This window comes from Serratia sp. BW106, assembly GCF_002607755.1.
Lineage (GTDB): Bacteria > Pseudomonadota > Gammaproteobacteria > Enterobacterales > Enterobacteriaceae > Serratia > Serratia proteamaculans.
This window is the reverse complement of record NZ_MCGS01000003.1, coordinates 85,363-107,265: the sequence shown is the minus strand read 5'-3', so window position 1 is coordinate 107,265 and position 21,903 is coordinate 85,363. Positions and strand designations below refer to the sequence as shown.

Here is a 21,903-nt window from a genome sequence, read left to right as displayed (position 1 = left end):
TCCTATTTTAAGCCCTATCCATCCTGTGATTAACATGAGTTTAACAGCAATGGCCGGTTAATTAGCGTGAGCCAGATCTAAATTAACACTTGTGCAACTTTGCGTTATTTAGCGTATACACTATAAATCAATCGTCCGGCATCATTGCGGATGACAGGTAAAAAACCAAACAGTCAGGGGAAAAATGATGAGCAAACAACAACGCATTGCCGTGGTCGGTGCCGGTCTGGGTGGCGCTGCCGCCGCCGGTCTGCTGCAGAAAGCGGGCTTTACCGTCGACCTGTACGAACAGAGCCCGGTGTTTTCACGCTTGGGGGCCGGTATCCATATGGGGCCGAACGTCCTGAAGATTTTCCGCCGTCTCGGCATCGAGCAACCGCTGGAGCAAATGGCCTCGCACCCGGACTTCTGGTTCAGCCGCGACGCCGAAAGCGGTGACTATCTGTCGCGCATTGAGCTGGGGGCCTTTGCCCGCAAAGAGTACGGTGCGGCTTACGTGACGGTGCATCGGGGCGATTTGCAGGCGTTGCAGATGGCCGCCCTGCAACCGGGCAGCGTGCATTTTGGCAAGTGCCTGAGCAAGATTGAGGAGCGTGACAACGAAGTGGTGCTGAACTTTGCCGATGGCACCCAGGCCCGCGCCGATATCGTGATTGGCGCCGACGGCATCAACTCACGCATTCGCGAACACCTGCTGGGTGCAGAAGCGCCCACCTACAGCGGCTGGGTCGCCCACCGCGCGTTGATCCGCGGAGAAAAACTGGCCAAATACAACCTGAGTTTTGAAGACTGCGTGAAATGGTGGTCGGCAGATCGCCACCTGATGGTCTATTACACCACCCAAAAACGCGACGAGTACTATTACGTCAGCGGCGTGCCCCACCCGGCCTGGGATTTCCAGGGCAGCTTTATCGACAGCAGCCGCGAAGAAATGTACGAAACCTTTGCCGGCTATCACCCGATTGTGCAAGCGCTGATCGAATCCAGCGAACAGGTCACCAAATGGCCGCTGTTAAACCGTAAACCGCTGCCGTTATGGAGCGAAGGCCGCATGGTGTTGCTGGGCGACGCCTGCCACCCGATGAAACCGCACATGGCGCAAGGCGCGGCGATGGCGATCGAAGATGCGGCCATGCTGGCGCGCTGTCTGCAGGAGACCGGTTTGACCGACTACCGCACCGCTTTCCAACTGTATGAGGCCAACCGCAAAGAGCGCGCCTCCCGCGTCCAGGCGGTCTCCAATGCCAACACCTTCCTGCGTACTCAGGAAGATCCGGCCTGGGTCTACGGCTATGACCTGTACGCACAGACGCTGAAGTCGGAGAACGCCGCATGAGCCATTTTCTGTATGGCGCCAACGTGCAGGCCAACGGCATCCGCCAGCACTACCTGCGCTACGGTGGCCAGGGGCCGGTACTGATCCTGCTCCCCGGTATCACCAGCCCGGCGATCACCTGGGGCTTCGTTGCCGAACGCCTGGCCGAGCGCTACGACACCTATGTGCTGGACGTGCGCGGTCGCGGCCTGTCCGCCAGCGGGCCGGATCTGGCCTATGACGCCGAAACCTGCGCCGAGGACGTCAACGCCTTCGCCGCCGCATTAAAGCTGGAAAACTATGCCCTGCTCGGCCATTCGATGGGCGCGCGCTTTGCCCTGCGCGCCGCTGCGTTGCAACCGGCTGGCGTGCGCCGGTTGGTATTGGTCGATCCACCGGTTTCCGGCCCCGGCCGTCGTGAATATCCGGGCAAATGGCCCTGGTATGTAGATTCGATCCGCCAGTCGCTGCAGGGAATGGACGCCGAACAGATGCGCGCCTACTGCCCGAGCTGGAGCGAACAGCAGCGCCAACTGCGGGCCGAATGGCTGCACACCTGCTACGAACCGGCGATCCAACGCGCCTACGAAGATTTTCATCAGGTCGACAGTCATCGCGATTACCCCTCACTGAGCATGCCGACGCTGCTGATGATTGCAGGCCTTGGCGGTGTGATCCAACCGGAAGACGCAGCGGAGATCCGCCAGTTGCAGCCGGAAATCACCCTGGTACAGGTTGAAAAAGCCGGCCATATGATCCCGTGGGACGACTTCGACGGTTTCTTCCACGCCCTGGGCGATTTTCTGGATTAATTAAGGAGCCTTTGCCATGAGTAAAAATTACCGTATCGGCCAGATCGTGCCCAGTTCCAACACCACGATGGAAACCGAGATCCCGGCGATGCTGACGGCACGCCAGTTGATCCGTCCGGAGCGCTTTACCTTTCACTCCAGCCGCATGCGCATGAAACACGTCAGCAAGGCGGAACTGGCGGCAATGGACGCCGAATCAGACCGCTGCGCACTGGAGCTGTCCGACGCCCAGGTTGATGTGCTGGGCTATGCCTGCCTGGTGGCGATCATGTCGATGGGTTTGGGCTATCACCGCGAGTCCCAGGCCCGGTTGGCGCAGGTTACCCAGGACAACAACGCCGCTGCCCCGGTGATCAGCAGCGCCGGTGCGTTGGTCAACGGCCTGAAGGTGCTGGGTGCCAAACGCATTGCGCTGGTTGCCCCCTACATGAAGCCACTGACCCAAATGGTGGTGGACTATATCGAGCACGAAGGCATCGAGGTCAAGGTGTGGCGCGCGCTGGAGATCGCCGACAATCTGGCGGTCGGCCGTCATGATCCGGCCAAACTGCCGGGCATAGTTGCCGAAATGGATCTGAGCGGTGTCGACGCCATCGTGCTGTCTGCCTGCGTGCAGATGCCGTCATTACCGGCGGTCGCTACCGTTGAGGCGCAAACCGGCAAGCCGGTGCTGACCGCCGCCATCGCCACCACCTACGCCATGCTGACGGCACTGGAACTGGAGCCGATCGTTCCCGGTGCCGGCGCCCTGCTGTCCGGCGCTTATTAAGGGGGTAAAATGGCAGCCGAAAACTCGCTTACCGATAACTACCACGGCGTCTGGGGTAACCGCCTCGGCTTCGGTCTGCGCCCGGCCCTGTTGGTGGTCGACTTTATGCAGGGTTACACCACCGAAGGCGCGCCGTTGTTCGCTCCCGGCGTGGTCAGTGCGGTCGAAGAAAGCGTGGCGCTGCTGACAACCGCGCGCCAGGTGGGAATTCCGGTGATCCACACCAATATCCGCTATCATGCAGGGCATTTTGCCGATGGCGGCATCTGGGTGAAAAAAGCACCGGTTATGAAGGACATGGTGGAGGGGAATCCGCTGGCGGCGTTCTGTCCCCAGGTGGCCCCGCGAGCCACGGAAGTGGTGTTGACCAAGCAGTATGCCAGCGCCTTTTTCGGTACCTCGCTGGCCCCCATGCTGGTGGCGCTCGGCGTCGATACTTTGCTGCTGGTCGGCTGTTCCACCAGCGGGTGTATCCGCGCCAGCGCTGTGGATGCGGTACAGCACGGCTTTCGCACCATCGTGGTACGTGAATGCGTGGGCGATCGTCACCCTGGTCCGCATGAGGCCAACCTGTTCGACATCGACAGTAAATACGGCGACGTCGTGGCCAAACGGGAGGCAATTGATTATCTGAACCGGCTGTAATCCAGAGTTTCACCTGCACGGAGAGCTGAAAAATAAAGAAGGCGCGGCAAGCGCCTCAGGCGACCGCCCGATACAGGGCGGCTTCCAAGCAAACACACAACGCTCCTCCTCCGGAGGCCACCATGCACCACCTGGAGACATCATCATGGCCATTGTTGAAACCCCGTTAACCGGGAAAGCGGGCGCAGAATCGCTTCTGTACCGCAAAATCACCTGGAAGCTGATCCCGTTCCTCTGTCTGTGCTATCTGGCCGCCTATCTCGACCGCATCAACGTCGGGCTGGCCAAGCTGCAGATGGCCGATCAACTGCAATTGAGCGAGGCGGCCTTCGGTCTGGGAGCCGGGCTGTTTTTTGTCGGCTATATCCTGTTTGAGGTACCGAGCAACCTGATCCTGCAACGGGTCGGTGCCAAGGTGTGGATTGCCCGCATCATGATCACCTGGGGCCTGCTTTCCGCCTGCACCATGTTCGTCACCACCCCTAACCAGTTTTACATCATCCGTTTTCTGCTCGGCGTGGCGGAAGCCGGTTTCCTGCCCGGCGTGCTGTATTACCTGACGCTGTGGTTCCCGACCTACCGCCGCGGCCGCATTATTGCGTTGTTCATGATCGGCCTGCCGCTGTCGAGCGTGCTGGGTGGCCCGATTTCCGGCTGGATCATGGGGCATTTTGATATGCGTCACGGGCTGCACGGCTGGCAATGGTTGTTCCTGCTGGAGGGCATCCCCAGCGTGCTGCTGGGGGTACTGACTTTCTGGGTGTTGCCGAACAATTTCCGCCAGGCCAAATGGTTATCCGACGAAGAGAAACAGCGGATTGCCGAGGATCTGGCACAAGACGACGCCGAGGCCGGTCACAGTAAACACAGCTTCCGCGACGGCTTCTTTAATCTCAAGGTCTGGATGCTGGGCGGCATTGACTTCTCGATCCTGCTTAGCGCCTATGCGATGGGGTTCTGGATGCCGACCTTTATCAAAACCGCCGGGGTGACCGACATTACCACTATAGGTATGCTGACCGCGCTGCCGAGCGTCGCCGCCCTGCTGGGGATGCTGTTGATCGGCACCAGTTCTGATCGTATGCGTGAGCGACGCTGGCATATCATAGTGCCGTTTATTGTCGGCGCGATGGCGATGGCTGGTAGTACCTTCTTCACCCATAACGTGATCGCCACGGTGCTGTTGTTCTCTGTCGCCCAGGCGGCGATCATCGGGGCGGTACCGGTGTTCTTCAGCCTGCCCGCCACCTTCCTGCGGGGGACGGCGGCGGCAACCGGCTTTGCACTGGCCTGCTCGTTGGCCAATATCGCCGGGTTGGTGAGTAACTCGCTGATGGGGCTGGCGCTGGATCTGACCGGTAAAAGCGGTGGCGCACTCTGGGCGTTCGCTGGTTGCCTGTTGATCAGTTCCCTGCTGGTGGTCGCGCTGCCGGCCAAGGTGGTTAACCGCTGAGGATGTTGGGCTCCGTTCGCGGGGCCCGACTTATTGGCAGGTGAAATGCCCGTCCGCCGCCTCGCCCATGCGTTGCAGCAAACGATGACCAATATTATTGCTCCAGTTGAAGCTGTTTTGCAGCACCACCACCGCCGTTTTATGGCGCAGATCCAGGCCGATATAGCTGGAATAGCCGCCGATAAACCCCACCTGATAGGTAATTTGCTGCGAACCCACGTCGTCAACCACCCAGGCGATGGCCGCCGCCTCTTTACTGCGCGCAAAATGCACGGTCAGCGAGTCTTTCAGCGCCTGATCCAGTGCCGCCGAACCGGTAGGGACGAAATGTGCCTGCGCATAGCGCAGCAGATCGTCGGCGTCGGTATATAACCCGGCGGCGCCAATCATATAGGAAGAAAACTGCCAGTCGGGCACCGGCTGCCCGCGCCGAATAAACTTGGGCTGATCGCCGGCATGGCCAATGGCCCGTTGCGCATAACCCGGCAACTGCTGTGCATCGTAACTGGTGTGGGTCAGCCCCAACGGCTGGAGGATGTTTTCCGTGGTCAGACGATCGACGGTTTTACCGGTGCGCCGTTGCAGGATGTAATCCAGCAGCGCATAGCCCAGGTTGGAATAGCGCGGGGCTTCAACGGCCGGGGCCTCAAACTGCGCCAGGTCGTCGAGGACTTTTGGCGTATCCAGCGAGCCATAAAAATTATCACCGGTAAACAGATAGCGGACAAAGGCCCCCAGCATCTCCGGTGTCATCATCTGACGCGGCAGGCCCGAGGTATGGGTCACCAACTGCAGCAGGGTAATGTTGGCCGCATCCTTGCTGAGCAAGGTGCCGGGCGGCAGTAAGGTTGCCAACGTATCGTCCCAATGCAGCACGCCCTTGTTGACCAACACCACCGTGACTTCGGCAATAAATCCCTTGCTGACCGACCCCACGGCAAACAGCGTGTTGCCGTCAACCGGATAGCGTTGCTGCGCATCGGTCACGCCGTAACCATAGGTGCGCGCCTGCCCGTCTGCCGTCAATACGCCCACCACCAATCCCGGCGTCTGCCCGCTGTCGACTATCGGCCGTGCCAGGCTGTCGACCTCGGCTTGCAGGTCAGCGCCGCACGCCAAACGCCGGCTTTCCAACGGTGAGGTGTCGGTCGGCATGCGCGACAGCGTGCCACAGGCTGAAAGCAGCAATGGCATAATCAAAGCAAAACAGCGCGTTAGGAGGATTCTTATCTTCATTGCTCACGGGCCAAAAAATAATCGGCGCATGATAAACCATCACACCGCCCATGTCCCCGTGGAATGAAAAAAGGACGCAAGCAAGCTTGCGTCCTTGGTGGTCATTTTGGTTAACGTCGTGGCGTATTACTGGTCTTTCAAGCCACGGTTAATCAGCATAGGTTCAATGCTTGGCGCTTTGCCGCGCCAGTCGATATACAGTTTTTCCAGGTCCTGACTGTTGCCGCGCGACAGGATCATATTGCGGAATCGCTGGCCGTTCTCTGCGGTCAGGCCGCCATGTTCGCTGAACCACTGGAAGGCATCATCCGCCAGCATTTCGGTCCACAGATAGGCGTAGTAACCGGCCGCATAGCCGTTACCCCAGATATGCTTAAAGTAGCTGGAGCGATAGCGCGGTGGCACATAGCTGAGATCGATTTTGTCTTTCATCAGCGATTCGGCTTCGAACTTGTCCACGTCCTGCTGCGGTTGGTCAGCACTCAACATATGCCAGTGTATGTCCAACAGCGCCGCAGACAGCAGTTCGGTCATGTCATAGCCTTTGTTGAACTTGTCGGCCTTTTTGATTTTGTCGACCAGCTCTTGCGGCATCGCTTCACCGGTTTTGTAATGCTTGGCGTAGTGCGCAAAGACCTTGGGATCGCTGGCCCAGTGTTCGTTGAACTGCGATGGGAACTCAACAAAGTCACGCGCGGTGTTGGTGCCGGACAGGCTCGGATATTCCTGATCGGCGAACATGCCGTGCAGCGCATGGCCAAACTCGTGGAACATGGTGATCACGTCATCGTACGACAACAGTGCAGGCTGACCCGGTGCCGGCTTGGTGAAGTTGGCGACGTTGTAAATCACCGGCTTGGTACCTTTCAGCTTCGACTGCTCGACAAAGTTACTCATCCAGGCGCCACCGCCCTTGTTGTCGCGCTTAAAGAAGTCGGTATAGAACAGCGCCAGCGATTTGCCGTCTTTATCGAACACCTCATAAACCCGTACGTCCGGCTGATAAACCGGGATATCCTTGCGCTCTTTGAAACTGATACCGTACAGCAGGTTGGCGGCATAGAACACGCCGTTGTTCAGCACGTTATCCAGCTCAAAGTAAGGTTTGATCTGTGACTCATCCAGGTCGTATTTGGCTTTGCGTACCTGTTCGGCGTAGAACTGCCAGTCCCAGGCTTCAACCTTGAAATTGCCTTTCTGCTGGTCAATCACCGCCTGAATGTCTTTGGCCTCACGTTCGGCACGCGCGGTAGCCGCCGGGACGATATCGCGCATAAAGCTCAGCGCGGCATCCGGGGTTTTGGCCATCTGGTTTTGCAACTTCCAGGCCGCGTAATTTGGGAAGCCCAGCAGTTTGGCCTGCTCGGCACGCACTTTAGCCAAACGAGCAATAGTCTGGCGAGTATCGTTAGCGTCGCCCTTTTCTGCGCGGTTCCACGAGGCATCAAACAGGGCTTTACGCGTCTCGCGGTTTTTCAGGCTCTGCAATTCCGGTTGCTGGGTGGTGTTTTGCAACACCAGCAGCCACTGTTTATCCAGCTTGCGTTCACCGGCCGCCTGGGCCGCCGCCGCCAGTTCGCCTTCCGTCAGGCCGTCCAGCTTCCCTTGTTCGGTGATCACCAGCGCACCCTCTTTAGTCGCCGCCAGCAATTTGTTGGAGAACTGGGTGCTCAGCGTTGCTGCTTCCTGGTTCAGCGCCTTCAGCTTGGTTTTATCGGCGTCGGACAGATTGGCCCCCGCCAGTTCGAAGTTCTTATAGGTCACTTCAACCAATCGACGGGATTCCGCATCCAGCTTCAGCGTGTCGAGCTGCTGATGAACGGCCTTGATACGGGCAAACAGCTTGCTGTTGAGCATGATGGCATCATCCAACGCCGCCAGCTTCGGTGAGCTTTGCTCATCCAACTTTTGCAACGCGTCACTGGTGTTGGCCGAGGTCATGGCGCCAAACACATTCATCACCCGCGACAGCATCGCGCCGCTTTGTTCCAGCGCCACGAAGGTATTTTTAAAGTCAGGCTTGGCCGGGTTGTTGGCGATCTTCTCCACTTCTTCCAGCTTCTGCTTGATACCGGCGTCGATCGCCGGGGCATAATCACTTTCTTTGATCAGATTGAACGGCGGTGCCTGGAATGGCAGACGACTTTGATAGAAGAACGGGTTTTCATTCTTTTTATTGTTGTGTTGGTTGGCTTCGCCGGTCACGTTAGCCTCCTTTGCTTGGCCACTTGGCAACGCGCTATGATCCGCGTGCGGTTGGGTTTCTTCTGCCTGTGCCTGCGAGCCCAGCGCCATGCCGATCGCCAACACCAATGTCGATAAACGCATCAAATCGAAACTCCTCCATGTTCACAGAATAAGGTCGCGGAGAGCTCATCTCCCCTTGAGTCACATCCTAGCTTAGGCGCAGTTGGCAGATTGAGCAAAAACAAGTGATTAGAAGCTAACCGGCCTCGACAACAGGCCGTTGATTGTCCGGTTTTATATAACGGTTCATCCCAAACTCGCCTATAGACGCTTTATTAGCGGCGCATTAGCCTTATTCAACCGACTAATCATTCATCGAAATAACCCGACTTAACCGCATACCAATATCAAATCCACAGGTAGCGTCACCCTCAAATAATTCTGAAAACGCGTCATGCACATGACCAAATTCGCACCAGCTTAAAACGTGCGGCTATTTAAATCAGGAGATGGATATTTCATGGCTACAACACCTCAACCTAATGAACAGATTTTGGGGGGACATTCGCATCGTCAGGAAAACAGGACCACGAATGAAACCCCCTTACTTAGTGCCAGGATAATCGGTCAGGGCGCCCGATGCGTGGTGATGCTGCCGGGTTGGTTTGGTGACCATAACGTCTATCAGCCGATGTTCCCCTATCTGGACACCGAGGCCTTCACTTATGTGTTGGTGGATTTTCGTGGCTACGGCCAGTCACGCGATATAGCTGGCAGCTACACCACCAATGAAATGGTCGCTGATGTGGTCAACCTGATGGATAGCCTGGGTTGGCATCGCTTCGACGTCGTCGGACATTCCATGGGGGGGAAAATTGCGCAGATCATTGCGGCCAGACACTCTGAGCGAGTACGCAGTGCCGTGGGCCTGACACCCGTTCCGGCCAGCGGGCTGGACGTAGAACAGCAGGTTTGGCGCATCTTCGAGCAGGCGGTCGAGGATGATACCTGCCGCCATTCTCTGATTGATTTTTCCACTCATCACCGGCTGCCTCGCCGTTGGGTCAGCGATACCGTTCAACAGTCGCGCGCGGCCTGTGCCCCAGCGGTATTTGAAGCCTACCTCCGTAGCTGGGCGCTGGAAGATTGTTCCATCGAAACTTACGGCTGCACAGTTCCCTTGCTGTTACTGATTGGCCAGCACGATCCGGCACAGACGCTGCCGATGATGGATAACACCTGTCTGAAGTGGTTCGTCAATGTGGAGATGGAACTGCTCGAAGGCTGTGGACACTACCCAATGCAGGAAATCCCGCTTTATCTGGCGGGTGCCATCGAGCGTTTCTTGCGCAAACAAACTAAGTAGCAGCGACTCTGCTGGAGGTTTACATCATGCACACTGATTTTCCATCGTCCAAAAAACCGGCGGTTAAAACCGACGCCCCTGCCAGGCCGATCCGTCGACTGCACCATTTTGCCTGGCGCTGCCGGGACGCAGAGGAAACCCGACATTTCTATGAAGATATTCTCGGCTTGCCGCTGGTCCATGTTATTAAAAACGATCATGTCCCCAGCACCGGAGAATACTGTCCGTATGTGCATATCTTTTTCCGCATGAAAGATGATTCGCATATCGCCTTCTTCGATCTGGGTGACGGGATAGCGGCACAACCCAGCCCAAATACCCCCGAGTGGGTTAACCATATTGCCTTGAAAGTGGATAACCGCGCCGATCTGGACTGCATGCATCAACGGCTACTCGCACAAGGGATTGCGGTGATTGGGGTTACCGATCACGACGGTTATCTTGAATCCATTTACTTCTTCGATCCGAACGGGTTTCGTCTGGAATTGACCACCGAAGTGGCGGCGGCCGAAACAGTGGAAGGCTTTGCCCGCACGGCACATCAGGAGTTGGCGATTTGGACCCGAGAACAATCACGACGCCAGGCCCTGGCTGAGGGGAAATCATGAGCGCCACTCTGGCTGCACAATTACGTTTGGCCACACGAGAAAACGGCCGTCGGGACGGTGAATTGGTGCTGGTCTCTCCCGATCTTTCGCGTTGCATTGCCGTGCCCGCGATTGCCCGCACCCTGCAGGAAGCGTTAGATAACTGGTCGGCTATCGCACCACAGCTGATGCAGGTGGCTGCAAGCGGCTGGGACACTGGCGATCTCTTCAATGCTTCAAGCTGCCTGGCACCGCTGCCCAGAGCCTATCAGTGGGTCGATGGGTCCGTTTATCGCCACCACGCCAAACTGATGTATCAATGGCGTAATGAACCTATCCCTCCGCAATATGAAGAGAAGCCGCTGGTTTATCAGGGCGGTTCGGACGTGATGTTAAAAGCAACCGCGCCGATCGAAGCCACTGATGATGAGCTGGATATTGATTTTGAAGCAGAGATCGCCGTGATAACCACTGACGTCCCTCTCGGGGTGACGCCCGAGCAGGCGCTGGAGTGTATCGCGCTAGTGGTGTTGCTCAATGACGTCTCTCTCCGCGGTCTGATCCCCGACGAACTGGCCCGGGGTTTCGGTTTCTACCAGAGCAAGCCTGCAACCAGTTTTGCCCCGGTTGCCGTGACGCCCGCGACGCTCGGCGCGAACTGGCGGGACGCCATGTTGCATTTGCCGGTGCACGTCAGTCTGAATGGAAAATGGTTTGGCGCTCCGGACGCCGGTGATGATACGGCGTTTAATTTCGGGCAGCTTATTGCACACCTTGCCTGCACCCGCGCTTTGGCGACCGGCAGCATCGTGGGGGCAGGCACCATCAGCAATGCCGATCCGGCATCCGGCAGCGCCTGCATTACCGAAGCCCGGGTGCGTCAGGCGCTGAGGGGTGTAGATGAAAGCCAGCGGCAGCCCTATCTGGTACAGGGTGACCAGGTGCGGATTGAAGTATTCAATGCCGACGGACATTCCGTGTTTGGTGCCATCGACCAAAAAGTGGTGATCCTTCAACAATAAATCGCGGTGACCTGGCTAGCGCTGGCCGTAGCAGGCAATGATCTCCCCGGCAACGGCTACCGCGATCTCGGCCGGCAGCTTGCCTTTGACGTCCGGTAACCCCAGCGGGCAGCGCATGCCGGCAATCGCCGCTTCGCTGATGCCGCGCTGGCCGAGCTTATAGTCGAAGCGTTTACGCTTGGTCAGCGAGCCGATCAGACCAAAATAGCCGGCATCGCCACGGCGTAGAATACGTTCCGCCAGCGCCAGATCCAGCGCGTGGTCGTGGGTCATGACGATGTAATAGCTGCCCGGCGGCATGGCGTCGACGATCTCCAGCGGTTCTTCGCAGACGTCTTGTTGCACCCCGGCCGGGATAACCGCCGGGAACTCCGCCGTACGGCCATCAACCCAGCGTATCCGGCATGGCAACGTGGCGAGGATATGCACCAGCGCCCGCCCCACATGCCCGGCGCCAAACAGGGCGATTTGCGGGCGCGGCGGGATCAAGGGTTCGAACAACACGCTGGTGGTACCGCCACAGCACTGCCCCAGCCGTGCCGCCAACGGGAAACGTTCCAGCCGCAGCGTGACCGCCTGTTGTTCCAGCATCTCACGGGCAATCGCCAGCGCCTGAAACTCCAGATGCCCACCGCCAATGGTATTCACCGCCCGTTCGGCGGTCACCAGCATTTTGGTGCCACGATTGCGCGGCGTGGAACCCAGCTCATCGACCAGCGTCACCAGTACGCAGGGCTCTCCGCGCCGTCGCAAGTCGGCCAGAACCTCAATCCACTCGTCCATCGCCGTTCTCCCCAGTCAATTCAGTGACAATGTCACTGGCTAACATCTGCTGCACGCCCCACAGCACCCGTTCCGGTGTCGCCGGGGCATCAATATTGGGCTGCAGACGGTAGTTTGCCAGGCTGGCAACCGCATCCTTGATCGCACACCAGACCGAGATGCCCAACATAAACGGTGGCTCACCCACCGCTTTGGAATGAAATACCGTGTCCTCGGGGTTTTTGCGGTTCTCCAGCAGCGTGACGCGCAGATCCGCCGGGACGTCGCCAATCGCCGGAATTTTGTAGCTGGCCGGGCCATGAGTCAGCAACTTGCCCTGTTGATCCCACACCAGCTCTTCGCTGGTCAGCCAGCCCATACCCTGCACAAAACCACCCTCCACCTGACCGATGTCGATGGCCGGGTTCAGCGAGTCGCCCACGTCATGCAGAATGTCGGCGCGTAGCAGTTTGTATTCGCCGGTCAGGGTGTCGATCAACACCTCGGCACAGGCCGCGCCGTAAGCGAAGTAATAGAACGGGTGGCCGCTGGCCTTGTCACGGTCATAAAAGATCTTCGGCGTGCGGTAGTAACCGGTGCTGGCGAGGGAAATTTGATTGAAATAGGCCTGCTCAACCACCTGTTCAAAGCTGAAGTAACGCTCACCGACCCTGACCTGCCCATTACTGAAAACGATCTGCCCGGCGCTCACCTGATGCTGCTTAACCAGCATGTCGATCAGCCGTTGCTTAATGATCAGAGCGGCATTTTCCGCCGCCTTGCCGTTCAGGTCGGTGCCGGACGACGCCGCCGTCGGCGAGGTATTCGGCACCTTGCCGGTATCGGTGGCGGTGATCTGGATGCGCTCGATTTCCACCTGGAACACTTCGGCGACAATCTGCGCTACCTTGGTGTTCAACCCCTGGCCCATCTCGGTGCCGCCGTGGTTGAGCTGAATACTGCCGTCGGTGTAAATCAGTACCAGCGCTCCCGCCTGGTTGAGGAAACCGGCGGTAAAGGAAATGCCGAACTTGACCGGCGTCAGCGCCAGCCCTTTCTTCAGGATCGGGTTTTGCGCATTGAACTGCCGGATAGCCTGACGCCGCGCCTGATAATCCGCACTGTGCTCCAGTTCGGCGGTGATTTCCTGCAGCAGGTTCTGTTCCACCGGCTGATGGTAATGGGTGACGTTACGCTGATCTTTACCGTAATAATTGGTTTTGCGCACCGCCAGCGGATCGAGCGCCAGATAGCGCGCGATATGGTCCATGATCTGCTCAATCGCCATCATGCCCTGCGGTCCGCCAAAGCCACGATACGCGGTGTTAGAGGCAATATGGGTTTTACAGCGGTGGCCGGTTATCAAGACATCTTGCAGGAAATAGGCATTATCGGCGTGGAACATGGCGCGATCGACAATCGAACCGGAAAGATCGAGCGAGTAACCGCAGTTACCGGCCAGACTGATTTTGACCCCGTTCAGCAGCCCGTCGTCGTCAAAGCCGATATCGTACTGAATATAAAACGGGTGGCGCTTACCGGTAATCAGCATGTCGTCACGGCGGTTAAGGCGCATTTTGACCGGGCGTCCGGTGAGATGTGCCACCACGGCACACAGGCACGCCGGGCCGGCAGCCTGAGTTTCTTTGCCGCCAAAGCCTCCGCCCATGCGCCGCGTGTCAATGGTGACCTTGTGCATCGGCAGATTGAGCACCGAGGCCACCAGCTTCTGAATTTCAGTGGGGTTTTGGGTCGATGAGTACACCAGCATGCCGCCGTCTTCGGCCGGCATTACCGAGGCAATCTGGGTTTCCAGATAAAAATGCTCCTGGCCACCGACGTGCAGCTCCCCCTGAATGCGATGCAAAGCCTGCGCCAGCGCCCCCTCGGCGTCACCACGCTGATGATGATGCGCTTCCTGCACCACGAAACCTTCCCGCAGCGATTGAGTGACGTCCAACTGTGCCGGCAGATCTTGATAACTCACTTTAATGGCCTGCGCGGCACGCCAGGCGATTTCCGGATCCTCCGCCGCCACCACCGCAATCACCTGCCCGGCGTATTCCACCTCATCCTTCGCCAGCAGCGGATCGCCATGAGTTAACGGGGCAATATCCAGTTCGCCCGGGACGTCCTGCCAGGTGATCACTCGCACCACGCCGGGAAAATCGTAACAGGCCGACAGATCCAGCTTTTCGATGCGCGCATGCGCCCGATCGCTCAGCCTGGCCGCCAGATGCAACTGATTGGGAAACTCCAGCCGGTCGTCAATGTATTGCGCTTCACCGCTGACGTGCTTGTCGGCGCTTTCGTGTTTACGGCTACGGCCAACACCGCTGGTGAGCGCTTGTCGGAAACGTTCGGCCAACTGCTGCTGGGTATATTCGGTGCGTTTGTTGTTACTCATGAGCCGTCACCTCGATCGCCAGTTGTGGCGCGGTCAGCGCAATGAAATAGCGGCGCAGCAGGTTTTGCGCCACCAGCAGGCGATAAGCGCTACTGGCACGAAAATCGCTCAGCGGCGTAAAGTCTTGCGCCAGCGCCTGAACCGCAAGTTCAATCGTCGCCCGCCGCCACGGCTGCCCCACCAATTGCTGTTCGCACAGTCTGGCGCGTTTCGGCGTCGCGGCCATGCCGCCAAACGCCAGCCGGGCATCACGAATAATCCCCTGTTCAAGGGTCAGGTTAAAGGCCCCGCATACCGCAGAAATATCATCCTCCAGCCGCTTGGACACTTTCCAGGCGCGGAAATCTGCAGGCGCGGTGGCTGGCAGCACGATGCTTTCAATAAATTCCCCCGGCTGCAACGCGGTCTGCCGATAGTCGATGAAAAAGTCATTCAGCGGCAGCTCACGCTGCGTAGCGCCACGGCGCAAGATCAGCCGTGCATCCAACGCCAGCAGCAGCGGCGCACCGTCACCAATCGGTGAGGCGTTGGCGATATTGCCCCCCAGCGTGCCCTGATTGCGGATTTGCTGCGAAGCAAAACGCGCCAGCAGTTCGCCAAAGGCCGGGTGGTAATCGGCCAATAGCGGGTAAAGGTCGCTCAACGCGGCGCCGGCACCCAGGATCAGACGGTCGTCCTGTCGACTCACCTGCTTTAACGCCGCTATCTGGCCAATGGCGATCATCAAGGGTAAATCCTGATGACGCTGGGTGACTTCCAGCGCCAGATCGGTACCCCCGGCCAACAGCTTGGCCTGCGGATGCTGTTGATACAGCGTCGCCAGCTCCTCCAGGGTTTGCGGCTGCAAACAGCGCTTACCTGCCACCGCTAACGGCGTGGCCGCAGGGATAGCCTGCAGGCGTTGCAGCGTTTGCTGTTGGTGGTGATCGAAGCTGTCTGGCGTTTTGTTATCGCACGCCTGCTGCGCCGCCGCCAAAATAGGCCGGTAGCCCGTACAGCGGCACAGATTACCGGCCAGTGCTTGCTGCGCCTGTTCACGCTGATAGGCCGCGCCGTTCTTTTGCAGGCAGAACATCGACATCACGAATCCCGGAGTGCAAAAACCGCACTGTGAGCCGTGGCAGTCGACCATCGCCTGCTGCACGCTGTGCAATTCCCCCTGCTGCTTCAGGTCCTCTACGGTGATCAACTGCTTGCCATGCAGCGCGCTGACAAACGTCAGGCAGGCGTTAACGCTGCGGTAGCGCAATTGTTCACCGTCCGGCTCCGCCAGCACCACGGCGCAGGCACCACAGTCACCGGAAGCGCAGCCTTCTTTGGTGCCGCAGCAGCCGAGATCGCGGCGCAGGTAGTTCAGCACCGTGGTATTAGGGTCGATCGCGCGCTCATTTTTCAGCGTTTGATTAAGCAGAAACTGGATCATGCGGCCTCCTGCTGGGTAGCCGGTCGATACACCACTTTGCCGTCGACGTAGGTTCGGTAAACGTTGCGGTCGTCGCCCAGCGTCATCAATACAAACAGCTGTTCTGTCAGTGCATGGCTGTTTTCATGGCGCAGCTTTTGCAACGGCGACACCGCCGGATCCAGCACCACGAAGTCCGCCTCTTTGCCGACCTCAAAGTTGCCGATTTTGTCATCCAGCGACAGCGCACGTGCCCCACCCAGCGTCGCGTGGTAGAAGGCCTCACAGGCCGAGAGCTGGTAGCGTTGCAACTGACCGACCTTGTAAGCCTCACCCAGCGTTTGCAGCATATTGAAGGTGGTACCGGCGCCCACGTCGGTACCGATGCCCAGTTTGACCTGCTTCTGCCAGGCTTTTTGCAGGTTGAACAACCCGCTACCGAGGAACAGGTTGGAGGTTGGGCAAAAAGCGATCGCCGAACGGGTCTGGCACAGGCAGTCCCACTCTTGCTCTTCCAGATGCAGGCAGTGGGCAAACACGCTTCTCTCACCGGTAAGCCCATACTGATGATAGACATCCAGGTAGCTGCGACTGTCCGGGAACAGTTCCTTCACCCAGGCGATTTCTTCCTGGTTCTCACTCAGGTGAGTGTGCAGATAGGCATCCGGAAACTCTTCACGCAGCCGCTGTACCTGAGCCAACAACGCCGGGGTGCTGGTCGGCGCAAAACGCGGCGTAATGGCATAGCTCAGCCGTTGCTTTCCGTGCCAGCGTTCAATCAGTTCGCGTGTCTGGCGGTAGCTCTGCTCCGGGGTTTCCAGCAGTTCGTCCGGCGCATGGCGGTCCATCATCACCTTACCGGCGATCAGGCGCATATTCAGCGCCGCCGCTTGGCTGAACAGCGCTTCAACCGACTGCGGGTGTACGGTGCCAAACACCAGCGCCGTGGTGGTGCCGTTGCTTAACAGCTGTTGCAGAAAGAAAGCCGACATCTTGTCGGAGTGCTGCTCGCAGCAGAACTGGCTTTCTGTCGGAAAGGTGTAATGCTTCAGCCACGCCAGCAGCCGATCGCCATAGGCGCCGATCATTTCGGTTTGCGGATAATGAATATGGCTGTCGATAAAGCCCGGCACGATCAGTTTGTCCTGATAATGCGTGACCTCAAACCCCGGCGGTAACAACGCCTCACCCTGCTGCCAGGGGCCAAACCAGACAATGCGGCCTTCATCGAGCAGCAGTAATCCGTCCGGAATATGTCGCAAATGTTGCTCTAACTGCTGCGGCTGATCCACGCAGGCAGCAATATCAAAAAAATTGCCACGGATCGCCGTGGTGAATGACATGCTCATTTTGCTTTCCTTCTCTACCGACCAGCGCACAGCACCCGGCGGAGTGAATTCAGCCGGGGGAACTATGGCGGTCTTTTTATCGATCGCAGGTGTTGATTTAAGGATAGCAAGCGGCGTGCCAGTTGGTTTTTTAATGCTTGTTTTCGTTAAAAAACAACCAGATAAAAATCACTCGCACAATAATCTGAATCAATAAAAATAAGCGGAAAATAAGCAAACGGTTGCCTTTAAATAGCAACCGTTTGCTTGTGTTGGGTTAATTATGAGCCTGCACCAATAACGGGCAACAATAGAAATCGGGGGATGAAAGTGATTACTTCAATAACACTTCATAACGCGGGTTGAACTCATCAAACAGTGGTAACGCTGCCGCACCTAATGCGGCGGTATCCGCACCGGTGGTGCCTAGTCGCACCCGCAGGCCGTCGAGGTATTTGCTGCGCACCGAGCGGTGCAACGGCGCTAATCGTTTGATCAGCTGCTCTACCAGGCTTTCTGGCATCAAGCCGCCAATAATCACCGCTTCAGCGTCAAACATGCATTCGATAATGTTGATGGCCTGGCGTAACGCCGGTACCGCCGAATCCAGCCAGGCGTCAATCTTCGGCTGCGGTAACGCCAGCAAGTCCTGCGGCATGGCGCGCATCGGATCCAGCCCGCAGCTTTCGTAGGCCGCCTGCAGTGAGACATAACGTTCCAGGCAGCCCTGGTTGCCGCAGTAGCAGGCCCGCCCGCCTGGTTGCACAATCATGTGGCCGATTTCACCAGCATTGTGCGCATGGCCGGTATAAATTCGGCCGTCGGTGAAAATCCCCGCCCCCAGACCGGTGCCAAGGTACAAATAAATAAATGAATTAAGCTGCCTGGCGACACCGTGCAGACGTTCGCCGATAGCCGCGACGGTGGCATCGTTCTCCAGCGTCACCGGCAGGCCGCTCTGCGCGTTAAGTTCGGCCACCACATCGATATTTTCCCAGCCGTTGAGGGTGGTCGGCCCCACGGAGGAAATCCCCTCCACGCCGAACGGCCCCGGCATCACCACGCCAATGCCCAGCATTTTTCTCCAGCTCAGATCCGGCTGCTGGCGCATTTCTTGCAGTACATCACAAATCAGTTTCAAGGTGGCAGCAGGTTGCGGCTTTTGCACCATAATCAGCCGGTGGAAACGAACGCTGCCTGACAAATCAACCACGATAAGCAGTAGTGACTGATGATCCAGATGGATGCCGATGGAATACGCACTGTCAGGATTCAGGGTCAACGGCGTGGCCGGTTGACCTCGCCCGCCGGCACGACGCGGCAGGTGCGAGGAGAGAATGCCGGCCTGTTCCAGTTCTGTTGCGATGTTTGAAACGGTTTGCGGCGTCAGTGAGGTCAGCCGGGCAATTTCGGCACGGGTCAGTTCACCGTGCAGACGGATAGCCTCTATCACTACGCGCCGGTTGTGTGCACGAGCATGTTCAAGGTTAGTGCCGGAAGTCGTCATAACTGCCTATGCAGAAAGGGAAATCGTCTTTGCAGTATGGTGCCCTCTAATAAAGCAATCAAATTGATTTAAGAATCTTTTTAACACCGGAGAACGCACAATGAAAAGTCATACCCTCGCCGCTACGGCAGCCTGTACCCTGTCTGCCCTGGCGTTCGGCCTGTCATCCGCCTATGCCGCCCCAACGCAAATCAACGCGTTGTTTATGACCCAGGCGGCCTACAGCGAAAACGATATCCGTGCCATGACCGCGGATTTTAGCAAACAGCACCCGGATATCACCGTTAACCTGGAGTTTGTCCCTTACGAAGCGCTGCACGATAAAATCGTCGCGGCGCGCGGCGCTGGCAGCAACGGCTACGATGTGGTGCTGTTCGACGCCATCTGGCCGGCAGAATTCACCAAATTCGGCCTGCTGCAGGACGTCACCTCGCGCATCAGCGCCGACGACAGCAGCAAGATCTTTGCCGGTGCCATGACCACCGTCACCTACAAGGACAAGCGCTGGGGCATGCCGTGGATCCTCGACACCAAATACCTGTATTACAACAAAGCCATGCTGGCCAAGGCCGGGATAACCGCCCCGCCGCAAACCTGGCAGGAACTGGCGCAGCAGGCTGAAATTCTCAAGCAGAAAAACGTGGTCAAATATCCGCTGGTGTGGAGCTGGTCACAGGCCGAGGCGCTGGTTTGCGACTACACCACGCTGGTGTCTGCCTTCAAAGGCCAGTTCGTCCAACAGGGCAAAATCACCTTCTCCAGCCCGGGTTCTCTGCAGGCCGTCGACTATATGAAAGCCTCGCTGGATAAGGGGCTGACCAACCCGAACTCCCGCGAGTATTTGGAAGAGGATGTGCGTAAGGCGTTCTCCAACGGCGATGCGGCCTTCGCGCTCAACTGGACCTACATGTACAACATGGCCAACGATCCGAAGCAGAGTAAAGTGGCCGGTGACGTCGGTATCGTCCCGGCTCCGGGATCGGTAGCGGGCCAGGTCTCTGCGGTGAACGGCTCCATGGGGCTGGGTATCGCCAAGGCCAGCGCCCACCCCGATCAGGCCTGGCAGTACATCAGCTACATGACCTCGCAGCCGGTGCAGGACAAATACGCCAAGCTGAGCCTGCCGATCTGGAAGTCGTCCTACGACGACCCGGCGGTGCAGAAAGGTCAGGAACCGCTGATCGCCGCCGCCAAGCAGTCGCTGAACGTGATGCTGTCGCGCCCTGAAACCGCCGATTACTCCCGGTTGTCCAACGGCTTGCAGCAGGACTTGCAGCAGATCCTGCAGGGCAAGGTCACGCCACAGGCCGGGCTGGATGCCGCGACCCAAAGCGCTGCACGGTTGCGTTAAGCGATGAGCATGCTCACTTTACCTCAACGTGAGCGGCGTCAGGCATGGGTGCTGCTGGCACCCATGCTGCTGATGATGCTGCTGTTAACCGCCTGGCCGCTGGGCCGAACCCTGTGGCTGAGTTTTACCGACGCAGCACTGGTGGGTAACGACATAACGCCGGCCTGGGTTGGCGCGGATAACTTTATCTATGCCCTGACCGACCCGGATTTTCAGGCCGCGCTGTGGCGTACGCTGTATTTCACCCTGGTTTCGGTGGCGTTCGAAGGGGTGATCGGCGTACTGGTGGCGCTGCTGCTTAACCAGAAATTCCACGGCCGTAATGTGCTGCGGGTGCTGGTGATTTTGCCCTGGGCGCTCCCCACCATCGTCAACGCCACGATGTGGCGGCTGAACTTCAACCCGGATTACGGCAGCATCAACGCGCTGTTGACCCAGCTCGGGGTGATTGACCACTACCGCAGTTGGCTGGGTGACCCGGCCTCGGCGCTTAATGCAGTCATGCTGGCGGACATCTGGAAGAACTACCCGCTGATCACCCTGCTGACGCTGGCGGCGTTGCAATCGATCCCGGACGACCTGTATGAAGCCGCCCGACTGGACGGTGCTTCCGCCTGGCGGCGTTTCCGTGCCATCACCCTGCCCGCCATTCTGGCTCCGCTGGCGGTGGCGTTGGTGCTGCGCACCATTGACGCCTTCAAGGTGTTCGACATCATTTACGTCATGACACGCGGCGGGCCGATGGACAGCACCAAGACCCTCAGCTTCTTCGTTTATCAGGAGTCGTTCAGCTATTTGCGGGCCGGCAGCGGCGCGGCCTATGCGGTGTTGATGACCCTGCTGTGCGGCCTGTTGATCGCACTGTACATGCTGATGCTGTTCCGCCAGCGCAGAAGGAGCCTCGCCAATGAAGCGTAAAATCCGCCTGATATTGCGCTACGGTGCTGCGCTGCTGCTGGCCGTGTCGATCCTCGCGCCGATGTTGTGGTTGTTTCTGATGAGCGTCAGTTCCTCGGCCGATCTCACCCGGGTACCGCTGGAATGGTTGCCGCGCCACTGGGACTTTTCGCGCTACGGCAGCCTGCTGTCTTTGCAGCCCGGCCAGCCGGGTGCCTTGTTCCTGCACGCGCTGTTCAACAGCCTGCTGGTGGCCTGCGGCGCTACGCTGATTTCGTTGTTGCTGGCGATCCCGGCGGCGTTCAGCTTCTCGCGCTATCCCGGCCGCGACGGTTGGCTGTTTGCCAGCCTGGCGATTTACATGGTGCCACCGGTGGCCTTCGTGCTGCCGCTGTACTTTATCCTGCAGCAGTTGGCGTTGCTGAACACCCATATCGGCCTGGTGCTGGTCTACTGCTCGCTGATCCTGCCGTTCCTCACCTGGATGCTGAAAAACCAGTTCGACGCCCTGCCGATCGATATTGAACAGGCGGCGCGGCTGGATGGGTTACGTCAGTGGCAGGTGCTGTTACGTATTACGCTGCCGTTGGCCAAACCCGCACTGGGGGCCTCGGCGCTGTTTGGCTGGCTGCTGGCCTGGGACGAATTTTTCTACGCGCTGCTGTTCACCAGCAATATTCAGGCGCAGACGCTGCCGGTGACCATCGCCGGTTTCACCGCCGGGCGCGCCACCGATGACGGGCTGATCGCCGCCGTCGGCATTCTGGCTGCCATTCCGCCGCTTTTCATTGCCATCTGGCTGCAAAAAACGCTGGTTAGCGGTTTAACCAGCGGCGGCAGCAAGGGCTAATTTATTC

Annotated in this window: 19 protein-coding genes; 12 read left to right on the top strand and 7 right to left on the bottom strand. The window is 58.3% G+C overall.

Annotated elements, in window-relative coordinates:
* Positions 1 to 184: 184 nt before the first annotated feature.
* The 5 genes from BEI65_RS02110 (at position 185) to BEI65_RS02090 (ending at position 4,994) form a co-directional block, all read left to right on the top strand.
* Positions 185 to 1,336, top strand: a complete 1,152-nt coding sequence (locus tag BEI65_RS02110) for an FAD-dependent monooxygenase (protein ID WP_099061909.1) — start codon at positions 185 to 187, stop codon at positions 1,334 to 1,336.
* Complete coding sequence (locus BEI65_RS02105; protein ID WP_099061908.1) at positions 1,333 to 2,127, top strand: alpha/beta fold hydrolase; 795 nt, start codon at positions 1,333 to 1,335, stop codon at positions 2,125 to 2,127. The genes BEI65_RS02110 and BEI65_RS02105 overlap by 4 nt, the downstream gene beginning before the upstream one ends.
* 67 nt (positions 2,128 to 2,194) lie before the next feature.
* Positions 2,195 to 2,896, top strand: a complete 702-nt coding sequence (locus tag BEI65_RS02100) for an Asp/Glu racemase (RefSeq protein WP_198404393.1) — start codon at positions 2,195 to 2,197, stop codon at positions 2,894 to 2,896.
* A 9-nt stretch (positions 2,897 to 2,905) separates the two neighbouring features.
* Positions 2,906 to 3,541 carry an N-carbamoylsarcosine amidohydrolase gene (locus tag BEI65_RS02095; RefSeq protein ID WP_099061906.1) on the top strand — a complete coding sequence of 212 codons (636 nt, stop codon included), beginning with the start codon at positions 2,906 to 2,908 and terminating at the stop codon, positions 3,539 to 3,541.
* Between the two features lie 145 nt (positions 3,542 to 3,686).
* A complete protein-coding gene (locus tag BEI65_RS02090; protein ID WP_099061905.1) occupies positions 3,687 to 4,994 on the top strand; it encodes an MFS transporter in 1,308 nt (435 codons plus the stop codon).
* 30 nt (positions 4,995 to 5,024) lie between these two features.
* Here the strand turns inward: BEI65_RS02090 and BEI65_RS02085 are convergent, their stop codons facing one another.
* Together BEI65_RS02085 and dcp are read right to left on the bottom strand one after the other, a co-directional pair.
* Positions 5,025 to 6,188: a serine hydrolase gene (locus BEI65_RS02085; RefSeq protein WP_232518957.1), complete on the bottom strand. Its 1,164-nt coding sequence runs from the start codon at positions 6,186 to 6,188 to the stop codon at positions 5,025 to 5,027.
* A 168-nt stretch (positions 6,189 to 6,356) separates the two neighbouring features.
* Positions 6,357 to 8,558 (bottom strand): peptidyl-dipeptidase Dcp, encoded by a 2,202-nt coding sequence (dcp, locus tag BEI65_RS02080; RefSeq protein ID WP_099061903.1) that lies wholly within the window; start codon positions 8,556 to 8,558, stop codon positions 6,357 to 6,359.
* A gap of 379 nt (positions 8,559 to 8,937) precedes the next feature.
* Between dcp and BEI65_RS02075 the strand changes: the two genes are divergently transcribed.
* From BEI65_RS02075 to BEI65_RS02065, 3 genes are read left to right on the top strand one after another with little or no spacing between them, the layout of a single operon-like run.
* The gene (locus BEI65_RS02075; RefSeq protein WP_232518955.1) at positions 8,938 to 9,783 is read left to right on the top strand and encodes an alpha/beta fold hydrolase; all 846 of its coding nucleotides are present in this window, start codon (positions 8,938 to 8,940) and stop codon (positions 9,781 to 9,783) included.
* 26 nt (positions 9,784 to 9,809) lie between these two features.
* Positions 9,810 to 10,391 (top strand): VOC family protein, encoded by a 582-nt coding sequence (locus tag BEI65_RS02070; protein ID WP_099061901.1) that lies wholly within the window; start codon positions 9,810 to 9,812, stop codon positions 10,389 to 10,391.
* Positions 10,388 to 11,392: a fumarylacetoacetate hydrolase family protein gene (locus BEI65_RS02065; RefSeq protein WP_099061900.1), complete on the top strand. Its 1,005-nt coding sequence runs from the start codon at positions 10,388 to 10,390 to the stop codon at positions 11,390 to 11,392. Before BEI65_RS02070 ends, BEI65_RS02065 begins: the two co-directional genes overlap by 4 nt.
* Positions 11,393 to 11,407: 15 nt before the next feature.
* Here BEI65_RS02065 and xdhC read toward each other — a convergent pair whose 3' ends face one another.
* Genes xdhC through guaD form a run of 4 tightly spaced genes read right to left on the bottom strand, consistent with a single transcriptional unit; the run spans position 11,408 to position 17,312 of the window.
* The gene (xdhC, locus tag BEI65_RS02060; RefSeq protein WP_099061899.1) at positions 11,408 to 12,175 is read right to left on the bottom strand and encodes a xanthine dehydrogenase accessory protein XdhC; all 768 of its coding nucleotides are present in this window, start codon (positions 12,173 to 12,175) and stop codon (positions 11,408 to 11,410) included.
* Entirely contained in the window at positions 12,159 to 14,561 is a 2,403-nt protein-coding gene (xdhB, locus tag BEI65_RS02055; RefSeq protein WP_099061898.1) for a xanthine dehydrogenase molybdopterin binding subunit, read from the bottom strand. The genes xdhC and xdhB overlap by 17 nt, the downstream gene beginning before the upstream one ends.
* Positions 14,554 to 15,984 (bottom strand): xanthine dehydrogenase small subunit, encoded by a 1,431-nt coding sequence (gene xdhA / locus BEI65_RS02050; protein WP_099061897.1) that lies wholly within the window; start codon positions 15,982 to 15,984, stop codon positions 14,554 to 14,556. The genes xdhB and xdhA overlap by 8 nt, the downstream gene beginning before the upstream one ends.
* The gene (guaD, locus tag BEI65_RS02045) at positions 15,981 to 17,312 is read right to left on the bottom strand and encodes a guanine deaminase (RefSeq protein WP_099061896.1); all 1,332 of its coding nucleotides are present in this window, start codon (positions 17,310 to 17,312) and stop codon (positions 15,981 to 15,983) included. Before guaD ends, xdhA begins: the two co-directional genes overlap by 4 nt.
* Here guaD and BEI65_RS26675 point away from each other — a divergent pair.
* A complete protein-coding gene (locus tag BEI65_RS26675; RefSeq protein WP_157765413.1) occupies positions 17,296 to 17,508 on the top strand; it encodes a hypothetical protein in 213 nt (70 codons plus the stop codon). The genes guaD and BEI65_RS26675 overlap by 17 nt on opposite strands.
* Before the next feature lie 117 nt (positions 17,509 to 17,625).
* On the opposite strand, the gene BEI65_RS02040 is transcribed toward BEI65_RS26675, so the two are convergent.
* Positions 17,626 to 18,798: an ROK family transcriptional regulator gene (locus BEI65_RS02040; protein ID WP_099061895.1), complete on the bottom strand. Its 1,173-nt coding sequence runs from the start codon at positions 18,796 to 18,798 to the stop codon at positions 17,626 to 17,628.
* 100 nt (positions 18,799 to 18,898) lie between these two features.
* Here BEI65_RS02040 and BEI65_RS02035 point away from each other — a divergent pair, with 100 nt between their 5' ends.
* Genes BEI65_RS02035 through BEI65_RS02025 form a run of 3 tightly spaced genes read left to right on the top strand, consistent with a single transcriptional unit; the run spans position 18,899 to position 21,896 of the window.
* Positions 18,899 to 20,149, top strand: coding sequence for an extracellular solute-binding protein (locus BEI65_RS02035; protein ID WP_099061894.1), 1,251 nt, complete (start codon positions 18,899 to 18,901; stop codon positions 20,147 to 20,149).
* A 9-nt stretch (positions 20,150 to 20,158) separates the two neighbouring features.
* Entirely contained in the window at positions 20,159 to 21,067 is a 909-nt protein-coding gene (locus BEI65_RS02030) for a carbohydrate ABC transporter permease (protein ID WP_099061893.1), read from the top strand.
* Positions 21,057 to 21,896 (top strand): carbohydrate ABC transporter permease, encoded by an 840-nt coding sequence (locus BEI65_RS02025; RefSeq protein WP_085116666.1) that lies wholly within the window; start codon positions 21,057 to 21,059, stop codon positions 21,894 to 21,896. The genes BEI65_RS02030 and BEI65_RS02025 overlap by 11 nt, the downstream gene beginning before the upstream one ends.
* Positions 21,897 to 21,903: the final 7 nt, after the last annotated feature.

What these genes read in the sequence shown, in the direction of transcription:
- BEI65_RS02095 (WP_099061906.1), top strand. Translation starts at nt 2,906, where the DNA reads ATGGCAGCCGAAAACTCGCTTACCGATAACTACCACGGCGTCTGGGGT.
- BEI65_RS02025 (WP_085116666.1), top strand. Translation starts at nt 21,057, where the DNA reads ATGAAGCGTAAAATCCGCCTGATATTGCGCTACGGTGCTGCGCTGCTG.
- BEI65_RS02040 (WP_099061895.1), bottom strand. Translation starts at nt 18,798, where the DNA reads ATGACGACTTCCGGCACTAACCTTGAACATGCTCGTGCACACAACCGG.
- BEI65_RS02100 (WP_198404393.1), top strand. Translation starts at nt 2,195, where the DNA reads ATGGAAACCGAGATCCCGGCGATGCTGACGGCACGCCAGTTGATCCGT.
- dcp (WP_099061903.1), bottom strand. Translation starts at nt 8,558, where the DNA reads ATGCGTTTATCGACATTGGTGTTGGCGATCGGCATGGCGCTGGGCTCG.
- BEI65_RS02090 (WP_099061905.1), top strand. Translation starts at nt 3,687, where the DNA reads ATGGCCATTGTTGAAACCCCGTTAACCGGGAAAGCGGGCGCAGAATCG.
- BEI65_RS02110 (WP_099061909.1), top strand. Translation starts at nt 185, where the DNA reads ATGATGAGCAAACAACAACGCATTGCCGTGGTCGGTGCCGGTCTGGGT.
- BEI65_RS02105 (WP_099061908.1), top strand. Translation starts at nt 1,333, where the DNA reads ATGAGCCATTTTCTGTATGGCGCCAACGTGCAGGCCAACGGCATCCGC.
- BEI65_RS02070 (WP_099061901.1), top strand. Translation starts at nt 9,810, where the DNA reads ATGCACACTGATTTTCCATCGTCCAAAAAACCGGCGGTTAAAACCGAC.
- xdhB (WP_099061898.1), bottom strand. Translation starts at nt 14,561, where the DNA reads ATGAGTAACAACAAACGCACCGAATATACCCAGCAGCAGTTGGCCGAA.
- BEI65_RS02085 (WP_232518957.1), bottom strand. Translation starts at nt 6,188, where the DNA reads ATGCCATTGCTGCTTTCAGCCTGTGGCACGCTGTCGCGCATGCCGACC.
- BEI65_RS02065 (WP_099061900.1), top strand. Translation starts at nt 10,388, where the DNA reads ATGAGCGCCACTCTGGCTGCACAATTACGTTTGGCCACACGAGAAAAC.
- BEI65_RS02030 (WP_099061893.1), top strand. Translation starts at nt 20,159, where the DNA reads ATGCTCACTTTACCTCAACGTGAGCGGCGTCAGGCATGGGTGCTGCTG.
- xdhC (WP_099061899.1), bottom strand. Translation starts at nt 12,175, where the DNA reads ATGGACGAGTGGATTGAGGTTCTGGCCGACTTGCGACGGCGCGGAGAG.
- BEI65_RS02035 (WP_099061894.1), top strand. Translation starts at nt 18,899, where the DNA reads ATGAAAAGTCATACCCTCGCCGCTACGGCAGCCTGTACCCTGTCTGCC.
- guaD (WP_099061896.1), bottom strand. Translation starts at nt 17,312, where the DNA reads ATGAGCATGTCATTCACCACGGCGATCCGTGGCAATTTTTTTGATATT.
- BEI65_RS02075 (WP_232518955.1), top strand. Translation starts at nt 8,938, where the DNA reads ATGGCTACAACACCTCAACCTAATGAACAGATTTTGGGGGGACATTCG.
- xdhA (WP_099061897.1), bottom strand. Translation starts at nt 15,984, where the DNA reads ATGATCCAGTTTCTGCTTAATCAAACGCTGAAAAATGAGCGCGCGATC.